15 protein-coding genes are annotated in these 15,618 nt (G+C 72.3%); 6 read left to right on the forward strand and 9 right to left on the reverse strand.

The genetic code is table 11. The features are described 5' to 3' along the window. Positions 1–44 precede the first annotated feature (44 nt). The gene (gene icmB / locus CP980_RS13335; protein WP_048478446.1) at positions 45–446 is read right to left on the reverse strand and encodes a coenzyme B12-dependent isobutyryl CoA mutase small subunit; all 402 of its coding nucleotides are present in this window, start codon (positions 444–446) and stop codon (positions 45–47) included. A 244-nt stretch (positions 447–690) separates the two neighbouring features. Here icmB and CP980_RS13340 point away from each other — a divergent pair, with 244 nt between their 5' ends. Both CP980_RS13340 and CP980_RS13345 read left to right on the forward strand, forming a co-directional pair. Beyond that, on the forward strand, positions 691–1,476 hold the full coding sequence (locus CP980_RS13340; protein WP_132759789.1) for an esterase/lipase family protein: 786 nt from the start codon (positions 691–693) through the stop codon (positions 1,474–1,476). A gap of 221 nt (positions 1,477–1,697) precedes the next feature. Further along, positions 1,698–3,242 carry a M23 family metallopeptidase gene (locus tag CP980_RS13345; RefSeq protein ID WP_150528255.1) on the forward strand — a complete coding sequence of 515 codons (1,545 nt, stop codon included), beginning with the start codon at positions 1,698–1,700 and terminating at the stop codon, positions 3,240–3,242. A gap of 75 nt (positions 3,243–3,317) precedes the next feature. Here CP980_RS13345 and pcrA read toward each other — a convergent pair whose 3' ends face one another. Both pcrA and CP980_RS13355 read right to left on the reverse strand, forming a co-directional pair. Further along, complete coding sequence (gene pcrA, locus CP980_RS13350; protein ID WP_150528256.1) at positions 3,318–5,822, reverse strand: DNA helicase PcrA; 2,505 nt, start codon at positions 5,820–5,822, stop codon at positions 3,318–3,320. Beyond that, a complete protein-coding gene (locus CP980_RS13355; RefSeq protein ID WP_132759786.1) occupies positions 5,806–6,153 on the reverse strand; it encodes an ArsR/SmtB family transcription factor in 348 nt (115 codons plus the stop codon). Before CP980_RS13355 ends, pcrA begins: the two co-directional genes overlap by 17 nt. A gap of 169 nt (positions 6,154–6,322) precedes the next feature. Between CP980_RS13355 and CP980_RS13360 the strand changes: the two genes are divergently transcribed. Both CP980_RS13360 and CP980_RS13365 read left to right on the forward strand, forming a co-directional pair. Beyond that, positions 6,323–6,676: a hypothetical protein gene (locus tag CP980_RS13360; RefSeq protein WP_132759785.1), complete on the forward strand. Its 354-nt coding sequence runs from the start codon at positions 6,323–6,325 to the stop codon at positions 6,674–6,676. Positions 6,677–6,824: 148 nt separating this feature from the next. Next, positions 6,825–7,874: a C40 family peptidase gene (locus CP980_RS13365; protein ID WP_150528257.1), complete on the forward strand. Its 1,050-nt coding sequence runs from the start codon at positions 6,825–6,827 to the stop codon at positions 7,872–7,874. A gap of 43 nt (positions 7,875–7,917) precedes the next feature. Here the strand turns inward: CP980_RS13365 and CP980_RS13370 are convergent, their stop codons facing one another. The 3 genes from CP980_RS13370 to CP980_RS13380 all read right to left on the reverse strand — a co-directional run bounded on the left by CP980_RS13370 (position 7,918) and on the right by CP980_RS13380 (position 11,118). Next, positions 7,918–9,030, reverse strand: coding sequence for an alpha/beta hydrolase (locus CP980_RS13370; protein WP_229907160.1), 1,113 nt, complete (start codon positions 9,028–9,030; stop codon positions 7,918–7,920). A gap of 100 nt (positions 9,031–9,130) precedes the next feature. After that, positions 9,131–9,826: a LuxR C-terminal-related transcriptional regulator gene (locus CP980_RS13375; RefSeq protein ID WP_099889884.1), complete on the reverse strand. Its 696-nt coding sequence runs from the start codon at positions 9,824–9,826 to the stop codon at positions 9,131–9,133. After that, positions 9,823–11,118 carry an ATP-binding protein gene (locus CP980_RS13380; protein ID WP_132759782.1) on the reverse strand — a complete coding sequence of 432 codons (1,296 nt, stop codon included), beginning with the start codon at positions 11,116–11,118 and terminating at the stop codon, positions 9,823–9,825. The genes CP980_RS13375 and CP980_RS13380 overlap by 4 nt, the downstream gene beginning before the upstream one ends. 131 nt (positions 11,119–11,249) lie before the next feature. Here CP980_RS13380 and CP980_RS13385 point away from each other — a divergent pair, with 131 nt between their 5' ends. Both CP980_RS13385 and CP980_RS13390 read left to right on the forward strand, forming a co-directional pair. Continuing rightward, on the forward strand, positions 11,250–12,605 hold the full coding sequence (locus tag CP980_RS13385; RefSeq protein WP_150528258.1) for a PspC domain-containing protein: 1,356 nt from the start codon (positions 11,250–11,252) through the stop codon (positions 12,603–12,605). Beyond that, positions 12,592–12,837, forward strand: coding sequence for a hypothetical protein (locus CP980_RS13390; RefSeq protein WP_165937393.1), 246 nt, complete (start codon positions 12,592–12,594; stop codon positions 12,835–12,837). The genes CP980_RS13385 and CP980_RS13390 overlap by 14 nt, the downstream gene beginning before the upstream one ends. On the opposite strand, the gene CP980_RS13395 is transcribed toward CP980_RS13390, so the two are convergent. The 3 genes from CP980_RS13395 to CP980_RS13405 form a co-directional block, all read right to left on the reverse strand. Continuing rightward, positions 12,762–13,322: a TQO small subunit DoxD gene (locus CP980_RS13395; protein ID WP_165937392.1), complete on the reverse strand. Its 561-nt coding sequence runs from the start codon at positions 13,320–13,322 to the stop codon at positions 12,762–12,764. The two genes, CP980_RS13390 and CP980_RS13395, sit on opposite strands and share 76 nt — an antisense overlap. Before the next feature lie 19 nt (positions 13,323–13,341). After that, a complete protein-coding gene (locus CP980_RS13400) occupies positions 13,342–14,598 on the reverse strand; it encodes a hypothetical protein (RefSeq protein WP_189998910.1) in 1,257 nt (418 codons plus the stop codon). Between the two features lie 138 nt (positions 14,599–14,736). After that, a complete protein-coding gene (locus CP980_RS13405; RefSeq protein ID WP_373312932.1) occupies positions 14,737–15,507 on the reverse strand; it encodes a class II aldolase/adducin family protein in 771 nt (256 codons plus the stop codon). Positions 15,508–15,618 lie beyond the last annotated feature (111 nt).

Here is a 15,618-nt window from a genome sequence, read left to right on the forward strand (position 1 = left end):
GCCCGACGGTGGCCGGACGCCACCGCCGAGGGGAGCCGCCGGAGCTACTGGCGGACGTGGGCGCGGACCCAGTCGACGATCGAGGTGGTCGTGGCGCCCGGGGTGAAGATCTCGGCGACGCCCTTGGCCTTCAGCGGGGCGATGTCGTCCTCCGGGATGATGCCGCCGCCGAAGACCTTGATGTCCTCCGCCTCGCGCTCCTTGAGGAGTTCCAGCACACGCGCGAACAGCGTGTTGTGGGCACCCGAGAGGATCGAGAGGCCGATCGCGTCGGCGTCTTCCTGGATCGCGGTGTCCACGATCTGCTCGGGGGTCTGGTGGAGGCCCGTGTAGATGACCTCCATGCCGGCGTCCCGCAGCGCACGCGCGATCACCTTGGCCCCGCGGTCGTGGCCGTCGAGACCCGGCTTGGCCACCACCACACGGATCGGACCGGTCACACCCATCGCACTGCCTCCCGAGTGAACGAACGTTAAGTACAGCATCGCGCACACCCCCGTTTCACGGTCAACCACGAGGGGGAAATCACACGTGGGACGGCGTTGTTTCACCGCCAGGGGAGCCGCACCGGGGGCGCCGCGTCACCGTACCGACAGCCGCACGGCACGGTGGCGCGGCCGGCCGCAGTCCGCAGGACCGTTCCGCGCGCAGTCCGCTGACGCAGTCCCGGAGGGCTGAGGGGGGCCGTCGATGGGGGTGTCCATACCCGTACCCGTTTCCGGGGCCGCGCTGCGGGCGGGCGTGCTGGAGGCGGTGGTCTTCGGCGGCCACCTGCTGCTCTACCCGACCGGCATCCGGTCCGAGAAACCCGCCGGGACAGGCGGCAAGGACCTCGGGCGGCCGCCCGTGCTCCTGCTGCACGGGTTCAGCGACAACCGGTCCGTCTTCGTCCTGTTGCGCCGCACCCTCGCCGCCGACGGCCGGCGGCACGTGGAGACGTACAACTACTCCCCTTTCACCGTCGACCTGCGCGTCACCGCCCGCCACCTCGCCCGGCGCGTCGAGGAACTGTGCGAGCGCACCGGGCAGGAGCGGGTGGACCTGGTCGGGCACAGCCTGGGCGGTCTGGTCGGGCGGTACTACGTCCAGTGCCTGGGCGGCGACGCCCGCGTCCGCACGCTCGTCACGCTGGGCAGCCCGCATTCCGGTACGCGGGTCGCCCCCTTCATGGACGCCCACCCGCTGGTGCGGCAGATACGCCCCGGCTCCGCGGTGATCGCCGAGCTGCGCGCGCCCGCGCCCGGCTGCGGGACCCGATGCGTCGCGTTCTGGAGCGAGTTCGACGAGCTGATGGACCCGACCGAGACGGCCCGTATCGAGCACCCGGACCTTCACGCGGAGAACGTGCAGGTCACCGGTATCGGACACCTCGCCCTGGCCGCGCATCCCGCCGTCATGGCGGCGGTCCGGCGCACGCTCGACGGCCCCGCTCCGGCCGCCCTCCCGAGCCTCGGGGACACCGCGTCCGTCGCGTGAACACCAATCCACCGGAACTCGAACGGATTTCGAACTCAGGGCCAAGGCTCGGCCTTGCCACGACCGAAAGACGGCCGAATGCCCGGTTCCGCAAAGCTCGAAACCCCTGGAAGATTGTCGTTGCCAGTAACCGCCGGGTACAGTCACGCCACTGCTCTCCCCAAGGAACCTCCCGTTCCCTGGCCACCCAGGCCCCCACTGCCGAGGCGAAAGAGAAGTTGGTGAACGACCGCCCCTCGTCGGGCCTGTACCCCGATTCCGGGTACGACGGCCTTTCCAACACCACTTTCGCTGGTGACTCGGCCTACGTTTCCTACGAAACGCAGGGTCAGGGGTACGACTACGCCTCGACCTACCCCTCGTACGAGACCGGCGCCTACGACACCACCGCCTGGTCCGCGCAAGGCGGTTACGCGCAGGACGGCGACTACCTGTCGACGATCCCCGCCCAGGGCGGCGTCCCCCAGGACGCCGGGACCGGGCAGTGGGACGCGAACGCGTGGAACCAGCAGAGCGGCGCCACCGACTTCCAGGCCGCCGCCACCGCCCCCGGCTACGAGCAGACCGGGCAGTGGGCGATGCCGGGTTACGGCACCACCGGCACCGAGACCGGCGCGTACGACGCCACCGCCTGGAACACGGTCCCGCAGCACGAACAGCAGACCCAGACCTTCTCGTACGACCACCAGCAGTACGAGTACCAGCAGCCGCAGCAAGAGACTGCCTACGCCTACCAGGCGCCGGCCGCCGACGGCTACAGCGAGACCGCGGTCTTCGAAGTCCTCGACACCGAGGGCGCCGACACCACCGATGGCGCCGGGAACGGCGGGAGCGCCGAGAGCGCCCCGTCGGACTTCGCCTACGACCTCGACCTCGACCTCGGTCACGACCACGACCTCGCCGCCGCAGCCGTGCACGACCTGCCCACCCAGGCCATGCCCGTCACCCCGGACACCGCGTCGGCGCCCCGCGCCTCGCGCCGCGCCGGCGGCAAGACGAAGTCGGCCTCCACGGCGGCCGCCACCTCCAGGCGCCGCACCCCGGCGAAGCGTTCCGCCCTGCTGACCGTGGCCGTTCCCTCCGCGTGCGTGATGGGCGTCGCCGGCGTCGCGGCCGCCTCCGTCGGCGGACTCACCTCCGCGGACAAGCCCGCCGAGGACACCACCACGATGGCCGCGCCCGACCCGGCCTCGGTGAAGCCCGTCGCGGCGAACAGCAAGCTCGACACCCAGCTCACGGCGCTCAGTGCCGACGCGGGCGACTTCGCGGACCGCGCGAGCCGCACGCAGGAGCGCATCGACCTGCGCCAGCGCCAGGAGGACGAGAAGAAGCGGAAGGCGGAGGAGGAGGCGGCCAAGGAAGCGGCCCGCCCCAAGTTCGCGATCCCGGTCGAACAGCATGGCCTCAGCGCCAGCTTCGGCCAGGCCGGCGGCATGTGGATGTCCGTGCACACCGGCATCGACTTCCCGGTCTCGTACGGCACCCCGGTCATGGCCGCCACCGACGGCATCGTGCGCACGCAGTGGAACAGCGCGTACGGAAACATGGCCATAGTGACCTCGCCCGACGGCACGGAGACCTGGTACTGCCACCTCAGCAGCACCAAGATCCGGTCCGGCAAGGTCAAGGCGGGCGACGTCATCGCCTACTCCGGCAACTCCGGCAACTCCACCGGCCCGCACCTGCACTTCGAGGTCCGGCCCGGCGGCGGCGCGGCGATCGACCCGCTGCCGTGGCTCCGCAGCCACGGTCTGGACCCGACCTAGGCCGAGACGGCACGCGGCCCGGGACCCGACAGCGGTCCCCGGGCCCGGCCGCCCTCCGCCCTGCCCAGCCCCCCGTTACAGCTTCTGCACCGGCGCGTAGCGCAGCAGCAGCCGCTTCGGCTTGTCGTCCCCGAAGTCCACGGTGGCCTGCGCGTCCGCACCGGCGCCCCTGACCTCCATGACCGTGCCCAGCCCGAACTGGTCGTGCGTGACCCGGTCCCCGACCGCCAGCGCGATGACCGGCTTGTCGGCCGCCCGGCGCGTCGCGAACCCGGACGGGCCCGACTTCGTACGCGACGAGGACAGGAAGGCCTCCGGGGAGGTCCCGAACGTGGCCTTGCCGCCGCCCGATCCGGAGGATCCGTACCCCGAGCCCGAACTGCGCATCGGGCCCGCGGGCTTCTGCGCCGCGCCCGTCCGCTTCCACTGCAGGTACTCGGCCGGGATCTCCTCCAGGAACCGGGAGGGCGGGTTGTACGAGGGGGTGCCCCAGGCACTGCGCATGCTGGAGCGCGTCAGGTACAGCCGCTCGCGCGCCCGCGTGATGCCGACGTACGCGAGGCGGCGCTCCTCCTCCAGTTCCTTGGTCTGGCCCAGGGCCCGCATGTGCGGGAAGACCCCGTCCTCCATGCCGGTCAGGAAGACCACCGGGAATTCGAGGCCCTTGGCGGTGTGCAGGGTCATCAGCGTGATGACGCCCGAACCGTCCTCGTCCTCGTCGGGGATCTGGTCGGAGTCGGCGACGAGCGCGACCTGCTCCAGGAACTCCGCGAGCGTGCCCGGGTTGTCCTCACCACGGGCCTGCTCGAACTCCAGGGCCACGGCAGCGAGTTCCTGGAGGTTCTCGATGCGCGTCTCGTCCTGCGGGTCGGTCGAGGCCTGGAGCTCGGCCAGGTAGCCCGTACGCTCCAGCACCGCCTCCAGTACGACGGCCGGGCCGGCGCCGGAGTCGACGATGGTCCGCAGCTCCTCCATCAGCACGTTGAAGCGCTTGACGGCGTTGGTCGAGCGGGCGGCCATGCCGAACGCCTCGTCCACGCGGCGCAGCGCCTGCGGGAAGGTGATCTTCTCGCGCATCGCGAGGGCGTCGATCATCGCTTCGGCACGCTCGCCGATACCGCGCTTGGGCACGTTCAGGATGCGGCGGAGCGGGACGTTGTCCTCGGGGTTCGCGAGCACGCGCAGGTACGCGAGGACGTCGCGGACCTCCTTGCGCTCGTAGAAGCGGACGCCGCCGACGACCTTGTACGGGAGCCCGACGCGGATGAAGATCTCCTCGAACACGCGCGACTGCGCGTTCGTCCGGTAGAAGATCGCGACGTCGCCCGCCTTGGCGTCCCCCGCGTCCGTCAGCCGGTCGATCTCGTCGGCGACGAACTGCGCCTCGTCGTGCTCGGTGTCCGCGACGTAGCCGGTGATGACGGCGCCGGTGCCGGCCTGCGTCCACAGGTTCTTGGCGCGGCGGTTCTCGTTGCGCTCGATGACCGCGTTGGCGGCGGACAGGATCGTCTGCGTGGAGCGGTAGTTCTGCTCCAGCAGGATCGTCGTCGCGTCCTTGTAGTCCTCCTCGAACTGGAGGATGTTGCGGATGGTCGCGCCGCGGAAGGCGTAGATCGACTGGTCGGCGTCACCGACCACGCAGAGCTCGGCCGGCGGCAGGTCCGGGTAGCCGGTGCCCACGAGCTCGCGCACCAGCGTGTACTGGGCGTGGTTGGTGTCCTGGTACTCGTCCACCAGCACGTGCCGGAAGCGCCGCCTGTAGTGCTCGGCGACGTCCGGGAACGCCTGGAGCAGGTGGACGGTCGTCATGATGATGTCGTCGAAGTCGAGGGCGTTGGCCTCGCGCAGCCGCCCCTGGTACATCGCGTACGCCTGGGCGAGCGTCTTCTCGAATCCGTCGGCGGCCTGCCCGGCGAAGGCGTCCTCGTCGATCAGCTCGTTCTTCAGGTTCGAGATCTTGGCGTTGAAGGCCTTGGGCGGGAACTTCTTCGGGTCCAGGTCCAGGTCGCGGCAGACGAGCGCCATCAGGCGCTTCGAGTCGGCCGCGTCGTAGATCGAGAAGGACGAGGTGAAACCGAGGCGCTTGGACTCGCGGCGCAGGATGCGCACGCACGCGCTGTGGAAGGTGGACACCCACATGGCGTGGGCGCGCGGGCCGACCAGGCCCTCGACGCGCTCCTTCATCTCTCCGGCGGCCTTGTTGGTGAAGGTGATCGCCAGGATCTGGCCGGGGTGGACGTGGCGCGCGGCCAGCAGGTGGCCGATGCGATGGGTCAGCACCCGGGTCTTGCCGGAGCCGGCGCCGGCCACGATGAGCAGTGGGGAGCCGGCGTGCACGACGGCCGCCGCCTGCTGCTCGTTCAGCCCGTCCAGGAGGGCCGCCGGGTCGATGACGGGCCTGGGGGCGCCGTCCCGGTAGTAGGCGTCACCGCGCCCCTCGCCGCCGCCGGCGATGTCGAACCGGCCCCCGAAGAGGTCGTCCGCACCTTCCTCCGGCGCGGGGTGGTCCTCGGGCGGCGGAGGGACCTCGTCGGAGGGGGAGAGGTCCGCCAGGAAACTGTCGTCAAAGAGGCTGCTCATCGCTTTCCGAGTCTAGAGGTCGGGACCGACACGCCAGTACGAGTTCCAGGAGACCGGGGAAGCGCGCTTCCAGATCCTCGCGGCGCAGTGCGAGGTAGAGCCTGCGGCCCTGCGGGCGCTGGCAGATCACCCCGCCCTCGCGGAGCGTCTTGAGGTGGTGCGTGACGCTGGATCGAGGCAGGTCAGGCACCACCTCGCCGCAGAACGTCCGCTCGCCCGAGGCCAGCTTGCGGACGATGTCGAGGCGGACGGGGTGCCCCAGGGCCGCGAGCACCTCGGCCAGGTCGAGGTCCTCGGCGCGGGGGTGGGTCGGCTCGGCGGCGGCAGGCATGGCCTCACTGTACGCAGATCTCGTACGGAGGGCGCCAGACCGTTCGAAGATCTCGTACCGTCAAGCCACGGGGTGGCCGCGAACCTGGTGGGAGCGGCCGCAGGGACGTGGCCGTCGAGGAGCCGACCCCCTTCAGGGGCCGACCGGGAGCCCCCGTACGCTCGGCGCCATGGACGTACTCATCAGTGTCTTCGTGGGCCTGCACATCATCGGCATCGCCTCGCTCCTGGGCGGCTTCCTCACGCAGATGAAGGCGATGGGCGCGGGCACCGCGCGCTTCGTGCCCGCGATGCTCCACGGCGCGCTGACGATGCTCGTCACCGGCGTCCTGCTGGTCGGCTTCCGCGAGATGGACGGCGGCCACGTCAACAACATCAAGATCGGCGTGAAGCTCGCCGTCCTCTTCGTGATCCTCGCACTCGTCTACGTGAAGCGGGACGAGGAGCACGTGGACAAGGCGCTGTTCGGCGCGGTCGGCGCGCTGACCGTGATCAATATCTTCATCGCCGTCCTCTGGCACTGATCCCGGCCCGGCGCCACAACCGCCACATCCGGTCACGTCAGGTCACGTCGGAGCACTTGCGATCATCTCGTCATCCGACCGTTACCTTCCGGTCTAGCGTCCTCCTCCAAGCACCGAGCTCCCGAGCGAGGAAGGACGTGAGGCCCTCGTGGCCAGTCACCGAAAGCCCAGGCAGCGCCCGCTCCATCCGCTCTCCCGCGGAACCGTGCGGACCGCAGCGACGCTCGCCCTCGCGGGCGCTGCCACCGCGACCGCCTTCGAAGGCACCTCCCAGGCCGATCCCCAGCAGACGCCCTCCCAGGTGAAGGCGGAGGTGGACCGGCTCTACGAGGAGGCCGAGGAGAGCGCCGAGCGGTACAACGGGGCGAAGGAGAAGGCCGACGAGGCCCAGCGCGCGCTCGACGCGCTGCGCGACGAGACCGCCCGCAAGACCGACCGGCTGAACACCGCCCGCCGGGCGCTCGGTTCCCTGGCCGCCGGCCAGTACCGCACCGGCGGCCTGGGGCCGGCCATGCGGCTGGCGCTGGCCGCCGACCCGCAGGAGTACCTGGACCAGGCCTCGTTCCTCACCCGGACCGGCGACCGCAGCGCCGCCGAGGTGGCCTCCGTACGACGACAGCTCGACGAGGTCGGGCAGCTCAGGGACCGGGCCAACGGCCGCCTCGCCGACCTGCGCGCCCGCGAGGGCGAACTCGCCGGGTACAAGGCCGCGGTCGAGGCCAAGCTCGACACCGCGAAGCGGCTGCTGGCCAAGCTCACCGCAGAGGAGCGGGCCGCGTACGAGGCCGGGGCGGGTGGCGCGGCCCCGGCCGGTGCGCCGTCCGCGGCCCCGCCCGCGCCCGTGGACGGCTCGCGCGCGGCCCGCGCGGTGGCGTTCGCGTACGGGGCGATCGGCAAGCCGTACGTGTGGGGCGCGACGGGGCCGGGTTCGTTCGACTGCTCCGGCCTGACCCAGGCGGCCTGGCGCTCGGCCGGGGTCTCCCTCCCCCGGACCACCTACACCCAGATCAACGCCGGGCAGCGGGTCTCGCGCGATCAGCTGGCCCCCGGTGACCTGGTGTTCTTCTATTCCGGGGTCACCCACGTCGGCCTGTACATCGGCAACGGCCAGATGATCCACGCCCCGCGCCCCGGGTCGACGGTCCGCGTGGCCCCGATCGATTCGATGCCGTGGGCGGGCGCCTCCCGCCCGGCGTGAGGAGCCTCCCGCCCGGCGTGAGGAGCCCTTCGGGCGCCCGCCCCTAGGGCGCCTTGACCTGCGTGCTCAGCCAGCCGAAGGCCGTCGGGAGCTGCTTCGACCACGAATCGAGGTTGTGCCCGCCGGTGACCTTCTCCGCGTGCACCGCGGTCGGGCTCTGCGCGATGGCCTTGAGGTCCGTACCGGACAGGTAGCCGTCCTGCTCGGCGCCGGACATCCACAGCGAGACCGCCGGCGGCGCGGGGGCGGCCTTGAGCAGGGCCTTCAGGTTGTGGGTGCGCCGCATCTCCGGGTCCTTGGCGACGAGCGAGGTGGGCTCCTGGCCCGGGTCGTTGTAACCGGAGAGGGAGACGGCGGCGCTGTAGCGGTCGGGGTGCAGGATCGCCAGCTTGGCGGCGCAGTACGCGCCCGCCGAGTAGCCGGCCACGCCCCAGGTGCGGGCCTCGTCGGAGGCCCGGAAGTTGTCGGTGACCATCTTGCGGACGTCGACGCTGAACCAGCTGTCCGCGTTGACCTTGCCCGGGATGTTCGCGCATCCGGTGTCGCCGTTGCCCAGCAGCATCGCGCGCGGCGAGACCAGGATGAACGGCTGCACCTTGCCGCTCTTCATCAGCGGCTCCAGCACCTCGGCCGCCTTGAGCCCCTGGAACCAGGACTTGCCCGTCCCCGGTATGCCCGGGATCAGCTCGACCACCGGGAACTTCTTGTTCTTGAACGCCGGGTCGTCGTACTGCGGCGGGAGCCACACCATGACGTCGCCCTTGACCCCGGAGATCTTGCCGTCGAGCTCGGTCTTCTTGACCCGGCCGCCGAGGCCGTCGACCGGCTGGAACTCCTGGAGCACCTTCGGCTCGGACTTGACCTCCGCGGCCTTCTTGCCGCCGAGCCCGTCCGCGCCGAGGTCGGGGGCGGCCGTGACGTACTTGCCGGTCCCCAGCAGGTCACCCCAGGACGCGTAGAAGTTCTCCTCCCGGTTCACCGAGATGAACACCAGCGCGACGGCGGTGACCTGGGCGAACACCACCATCAGGGCCCGGGTCGACACGCGTACGACGGCGGGGCCGCGCACCTTGCTCCACACGGCCAGCGGCAGGAGAACGGCGATCGCCGTGAGGGCGATCGCCGTCGCGAACAGGGGAAACCCCGTCAAGCTCATCACGCCACCCAAGAGGGCGCCGGGTCGCCACCCGGTTGCCCCCGGCCGCTGCGGCGTCGGTCACACCCGCGTCACACCCGCCTCACGGCGTACGCGCACGTCACACCAGGCGGCGGGCCGTCGCCCAGCGGGTCAGCTCGTGCCGGTTGGAGAGCTGCAGCTTCCTGAGCACCGCCGAGACGTGCGATTCCACGGTCTTCACGGAGATGAAGAGCTGCTTGGCGATCTCCTTGTACGCGTACCCCCGCGCGATCAGCCGCAGCACCTCGCGCTCGCGCTGGGTGAGGCGGTCCAGGTCCTCGTCGACCGGCGGTGCGTCCGTCGAGGCGAAGGCGTCGAGCACGAAGCCCGCCAGGCGCGGGGAGAACACCGCGTCGCCCTCCTGCACCCGGAAGACCGAGTTCACCAGGTCGGTCCCGGTGATGGTCTTGGTGACGTACCCGCGCGCGCCGCCCCGGATGACCCCGATGACGTCCTCGGCGGCGTCCGACACCGACAGCGCCAGGAACCGCACCGGGTTCTCGGCGGCCGCCATCAGCGGAGCGCAGCGCCGCAGCACCTCGACCCCGCCGCCGCCGGGCAGGTGCACGTCGAGCAGGACCACCTCGGGCCGGGTGGCGGTGATGACGGTGACGGCCTGGTCCACATCGGCCGCCTCGCCGACGACCTCGACCCCGGTCCGGGCGGTCTCGCCGATCTCGGCCTGCACTCCCGTGCGGAACATCCGGTGGTCGTCGACGAGCACCACCCGCACGTGCCTGCCCACCGGCGCGGCGCCGGTCGTCTCCTCGGTCATGCTGCGTTCGCCGCCCTCTCCATCTCCAGCTCGACTTCCGTGCCGCCGTCGGGCGCGGACCGCAGCCGTGCGGTCCCGCCGTTGCGCTGCATCCGGCCGATGATCGATTCTCGTACGCCCATGCGGTCGTCCGGTACCGCGTCGATGTCGAAGCCCGGTCCCCTGTCCCGTACGGACACGAACACGGTCTGCCCCTCCACCTCGGCGTACACCTGCACCGGCCCCCCGTCGCCACCGTACTTGGCGGCGTTGACCATCGCCTCGCGCGCGGCCTGGATCTGTGCGCCGAGCCTCTCGTCGAGCGGGCAGTCGCCCACGACGACGACCTCGATCGGGACCCCGTGGTGGTCCTCCACGTCGGCGGCCGTCTTCTTGACCGCCTCCGCGAGGGTGGTGGGCTCCTCGGCCTCGTCCTTGCCGGTGCCCTCCGGCTTGTACAGCCAGTTCCGCAGCTCGCGCTCCTGCGCGCGGGCCAGGCGGCGGACCTCGCCGACGTCCTCCGCGTTGCGCTGGATCAGGGTCAGGGTGTGCAGCACCGAGTCGTGGACGTGGGCGGCGACCTCGGCGCGCTCCTGGGCGCGGATGCGCATCAGGCGCTCCTCGGAGAGGTCCTGGGTCATCCGGATCAGCCAGGGTCCGGCGAGCAGGGCTATGCCGACGAGGACGGCGAGGGCGGCGGTCAGCACGTTGCCGAGCTGCGCCGCCGAGCCGCGTACGACGATGAAGACGGTCAGGCCGACGCCGACCAGGGCGACCCCGGCGAACCCGCGGGCGATCTGGAGCAGTCGCGCGTTGCGCCCGGCGGCGGCGCCCCAGTGGGCGCGGCGGGCGTTGTCCGCCTGGCGCCAGACGAGGACCACGCCGGCGCCGACCAGCAGCGTCGGCCACACGTACCGGCCGGAGGTGCCGCCGAGCTGGACCTTGGAGATGAAGATGCCGGCGCCGATGCACAGGGCGATGAGGGCGGTGATCTGCCCCCGGTCGGGTTTGCGCAGGCGGCGGGTGCCGTCGGGGAGGGTCTCGAAGAAGGAGCGGTGGCCGGTGCGGCCGCCGACCCCCAGCGGTACGAACACCCAGAACGCGGCGTAGAGCAGCACGCCCAGCCCGTCGCCCCACATGAACAGGCCGAGGAACGCGAGCCGGACCCAGACGACCGGCAGCCCGAGGTGCCCGGCGAGACCGCGCGCGACACCGCCGAGCATCCGGCCGTCGGCGCTGCGGTAGAGCTTGCGCTGCGGCGGGTCGTCGGCGTCCGTCGGGTGCGGGGGACGGGGGGCGGTGGAGACGGGCATGCCATTGATGGTCACACGCGGGCGGCGTACGGGACATCAGGGCGGCCCCCCAGTTCTGTCGGGGGGATATCAGGGTTGTGCCAGGGTCGGACCCGGTGCCGCGCGGGGCGGCGGGTTGTCACCATGGAGCCATGACCAAGCACGACTCCCCGCCTTCGCCGGCCGGTGCCACCGCGGCGCCGCCGCCCGGTGACCGGTCCGCCGACCGGTCCGCAGACCGCGCCGCCGAGCGGCCGCCGCTGCGCCGCAGCAAGCGCGACAAGGTCCTCGCGGGCGTGTGCGGGGGCCTCGGCCGGTACTTCGACCTGGACCCGGTGATCTTCCGGATCGTGCTCGGCGTCCTCGCGGTCACCGGCGGGGTGGGCCTGATCTTCTACGGCTTCGCCTGGCTGCTGCTGCCGGTGGAGGGCGCGGAGGACAGCGAGGCGAAGAAGCTGCTGACCGGCCGGGTCGAGGGCGCCACCCTGGCCGCCGTGTTCGCGGCCCTGGTCGGCTGTGCGCTGTTCCTGTCGATGCTGGACAACGGCGGGCTGGCCGTGTTCTCCGTCCTGGTCATCCTGGCCCTCGGCGGGGCCGGGTACTGGTCGCAGCGCCGCCGCAAGACCGCGGCCCCCGAGGCCGAGCCGCAGGCGGCGCACCGTCCTGCCCCCGCCCCGCCGGAGACCCAGGCGCCGCCCGTGCCCGGCAGCCCCTCCTGGTGGCGGGATCCGCTGGTCAAGGACGGCACCACCGGCCCGGTGGGATCCAGCGGTTACCTGTGGGGGCCCGACGACTCCGCCGACGCCAACGCCGCCCGGAACATCGGGGAGGGCCGGGCCGAGGACCCCGGGCGGGCCGCGGCCCCCAGGGTCCCGCGCGGGGGCATCGGCGGCCGGGTGTTCGTCCTGGCCCTGCTGGGCGGGGGCGCCGCCACCGCGGCGGTCTGGCAGGGCAGCACCCTCTCGCACGCGTTGCAGATCGGTCTGGCCTCGGCGCTCGCCGTGTTCGGGCTGGGTCTCGCGGTCAGCTCGGTCAAGGGCCGCACCGGCTTCGGCACGATCCTGCTGGCGATGATCACGGCCGGGCTGCTGGCCGGCGCCTCCGCCCTGCCGCGCGAGATCGGCACCGACTGGAAGTCCGTGCAATGGCGGCCGGCCGCGGTGGCGGACGTCAGACCCGTCTACGCGGCGGGCACCGGGCTGGCCACACTGGACCTGAGCCGGCTGGACGTGCCGAAGGGCACGACCCTGTCCGTGCGCGCCTCCGTGGAGGCGGGCCGGCTCAAGGTGATCGTGCCCCGCGAGGTCACCGCGCAGGCCGACGTGTCGGTGAAGCTGGGCGACATCCACCTGCCCGGGGAGACCAGCCAGGACGTACGCGTCAAGAGCGGCGGGGAGACCCAGCAGGCGACCTTGAAGCCCGCCGCCGGCACCGAGGCCGGGGGAACCATCGAGCTGGACCTGAGCGCAGATTTCGGACAGGTGGAGGTGGCCCGTGCCGCGTCATGAGTTCCAGCCCGGACGGCTGCTGGCCGGCCTGATCCTGGTGGCGGCGGGCGTGCTGTACCTGCTCGACGCGACCGGGGAGGCGGATCTGCCCTGGTTCCTGGTCATCCCGATGACCATGGGCGGGCTGTGCCTGGCCGCGCTGGTGGGGATCGTGACCTACGCGATCCGGCGGGACCGGCGCGACCGGGTCCGCGCACCGCGCGACCGGATCAGCGAGTCCAGCGAGAGATAGGGCGCTCCGGCCAGGATCATCGGGATCCAGGCCATCAGGTAGACCAGGTCGTTCCCGTAGTAGTACGGGCTGACCTGCCAGGACACCGTGAGCCACAGGCTGAGCGAGATCAGCGCTCCGCCGGTGGCCGCGATCCGGGTCAGCAGGCCGGCCAGGGTCCCCAGGCCCACCAGGAGTTCGCCCACGGCCAGCGCCGTCCCGAATCCGACGGGTGAGTGCAGCGCCCAGTCCACCAGCGCGGGGATCGCGGAGGTGTCGCGCACTCCGTGCATCTGTTCGCCGATGGAGCCGGCACCGGAGGCGGACAGGAACGCGGGGTCGGTCAGCTTGTCGAGGCCCGCGTAGACGAAGGTCACGCCGAGGAAGATCCGCAGGGGCAGCAGGGCGTACCGGGCGGCCCGCTCCCGCAGCCCGCCGCGGCCGGAGGGACCAGTGGGACCGGAGGCGCCGGAGGAGTCGGCGGAAGGGACGTCAGTTCGGGTCACGTCCCATGTGTACCCCGCTTCACTCGGCCACGTCGATGGTGCAGCGGTTGGATTCCACTCCGGCGGCCGTCACCACCTGTACCTCGATGCGCCCGGGTTCCACTTCCGCCGGGACCGGCACCGTCAGCGCGGAGTCCGAGGGGTTGGTGAACCCGCCCGCGACCGGCACCAGCGGCACGTGCACGTGCACCGCCCCGACCCGGACGACCAGCCGGGCCAGCATTTCCGGGGTCTGCGCCCCGGGCGGTACGAAGCCCACCCCGCGGATCTCGATGTCGTCGCCCGGCCGGATGGCCGCGTCGAGGTCGCCCGGCTCCCGTCTGCGCACCACCGACAGGATCAGCGGACGGGTCACTTCCGCGTACTTCGCCGCGAGGTACACCGCCGCCGACAGGGCCACCAGCAGGGCCAGCGCCCACGGCAGCCGCGGCAGCCGGTCCGGGAACCGGGCCATCGACACCGCCGCGAAGGCCAGCACCACCGTGGAGACCAGCACGTACTGGGCGTCCGGGAAGCTGCCGCGGCCCGCGTCGTCCGTGAGCAGGTCCACCCCGCGCGGCCGGTCCGCCGGCAGCTTCTGCATCCTCTGGCCCATGATCCGTACGGTGACCACCCGGCGCACCAGCACCGCCACGGCCGAGGTCAGCGCGACCACGGCCAGCAGCGGCAGCGCCCGCCCGAGCGCGAGGCCCGCGTACAGGGCCTGGCGCTGCGGACCCGGCGGCGAGGCCGCCAGCCGCAGCGCGGGAAGGAGCGCGGCGAACGCCGTCAGCACCACCCAGGCGCTCGGCACCGCCTTCGAGGTGGACAGCCGGTTGTCCTCGCCGACCAGCGGGGCGAGCAGCCCGCCGCGCACGGACTGGGCGCGGGCGGCGACCGTGAGCAGCCCGGCCAGGGCCACCGCGGCCAGCAGCCCGGCGGTGCGGGCCGTGGACCAGCCGGTGCCGAGCGCGGTGCCGACCTGTACCAGCAGCAGCACTCCGGCGGCGATCCACACGGCGAGCACGGCCCGCCGCGAGAACAGGTAGAGCCAGGAGTTGCCGGCCTCGCGGCCCCGGTCGGCGACCGTGCGGGCGGACAGGGTCAGCTCGTCGGAGACCCACTGCCGGGAGGCGCCGGCGGAGCGGGCCACGGCGGCCGGCAGCCCCTGGCCCGCCGCGAACTCGTCCCGCTTCTCGGTGAACGCGGCGACGGCGCGCCGGTGGCCCTCGCGTGAGCAGTCGTCGCAGGCGCAGGCGGCGGTATGGGTACCTCGGGACATCTCTTGGACAGCCACGTGCGTGCCGCCTCTCTGAACTACGGTGCAATGCCAGCGAATTGTGCACCACTGCGGCAGTGTTCCGGATTGCGCACGATGTCAGAGCAGGTGATTAACCGTTCATGATGTTGACGTCACCCACCCGGCCCAGTGTTTTCAGGGCGCGACGCCCTGCCAGAGGGGCTGGTAGCTGACCCAGGCGGCGAGATCCGTGCCGAAACGCTCCCGCGCGGCGAGCGCGCCGCGGTGGTCGATGGCCACCGGTTTCCCGGCGGCCCGCGCGATCAGCTGCACCTGCGCCGCGCGCTCCGCCGCGATGAACCACCAGGCCGCCGCGTCCACGGAGTCACCGACCGTCAGCAGCCCGCGGTTGCGCAGGATCAGCGCCTTGTACGGGCCCAGGGCGCGGGCGACGCGCCCGCTGTCCTGCGGCCCCGCGAACCCGTCGAGGAGCGCGTGGTCCTCGTAGAAGGCGCAGGCCTCCTCGCTGATCGGGGCGAGCAGTTCACCGAGGGCGGCCAGCGCCCTGCCGTACGGGGCGTGCGCGTGCACCACCGCCACCGCGTCGGGGCGGGCCCGGTGCACGGCGGCGTGCACGGCGAAGGCCAGCTCGTTGACCCGGTGCCCGCCCCTGCGCACGCGCCCGTCACCGTCGACGAGCAGCAGGTCTTCGGCGCCGAGTGAGGACAGGGCCCGCCCGAACGGGTTCACCCAGTGGCAGTCCGCGAACTCCGGGTCCCGCACGGTGATGTGCCCGGCGACCCCGTCCTCGTACCCGAGGCGGCCGAAGAGCCGCAGCGCCCCGGCGAGCCGCTCCTTGCGGTACGCGCGCTCCTCGGCCGGGTCCGCGTGGACGGGCGGCAGCGCGAACCGCAGCCGGTCCACCGGCACGGGCGCGGGCGGGGACACCGGGGCAGGCGCGGACACCGGCGCGGGCGCGGACACCGGAGCGCGCTTCGGCTCGGGTACGGGTGCGGGTGCGGGCTGATCCGGCATGGCCCCCTCCTTCGGCTCGCCGCGCAAGGTACCGGCGACCGC

Origin of the sequence: Streptomyces vinaceus, assembly GCF_008704935.1 — a bacterium.
Taxonomy (GTDB): Bacteria; Actinomycetota; Actinomycetes; order Streptomycetales; family Streptomycetaceae; genus Streptomyces; species Streptomyces vinaceus.

Excerpts from the sequence above, each read along its gene's own strand:
- icmB (WP_048478446.1), bottom strand. The coding sequence starts at position 446 with ATGGGTGTGACCGGTCCGATCCGTGTGGTGGTGGCCAAGCCGGGTCTC.
- CP980_RS13340 (WP_132759789.1), top strand. The coding sequence starts at position 691 with ATGGGGGTGTCCATACCCGTACCCGTTTCCGGGGCCGCGCTGCGGGCG.
- pcrA (WP_150528256.1), bottom strand. The coding sequence starts at position 5,822 with ATGAGCAGCCTCTTTGACGACAGTTTCCTGGCGGACCTCTCCCCCTCC.
- CP980_RS13355 (WP_132759786.1), bottom strand. The coding sequence starts at position 6,153 with ATGCCTGCCGCCGCCGAGCCGACCCACCCCCGCGCCGAGGACCTCGAC.
- CP980_RS13360 (WP_132759785.1), top strand. The coding sequence starts at position 6,323 with ATGGACGTACTCATCAGTGTCTTCGTGGGCCTGCACATCATCGGCATC.
- CP980_RS13370 (WP_229907160.1), bottom strand. The coding sequence starts at position 9,030 with ATGAGCTTGACGGGGTTTCCCCTGTTCGCGACGGCGATCGCCCTCACG.
- CP980_RS13375 (WP_099889884.1), bottom strand. The coding sequence starts at position 9,826 with ATGACCGAGGAGACGACCGGCGCCGCGCCGGTGGGCAGGCACGTGCGG.
- CP980_RS13380 (WP_132759782.1), bottom strand. The coding sequence starts at position 11,118 with ATGCCCGTCTCCACCGCCCCCCGTCCCCCGCACCCGACGGACGCCGAC.
- CP980_RS13385 (WP_150528258.1), top strand. The coding sequence starts at position 11,250 with ATGACCAAGCACGACTCCCCGCCTTCGCCGGCCGGTGCCACCGCGGCG.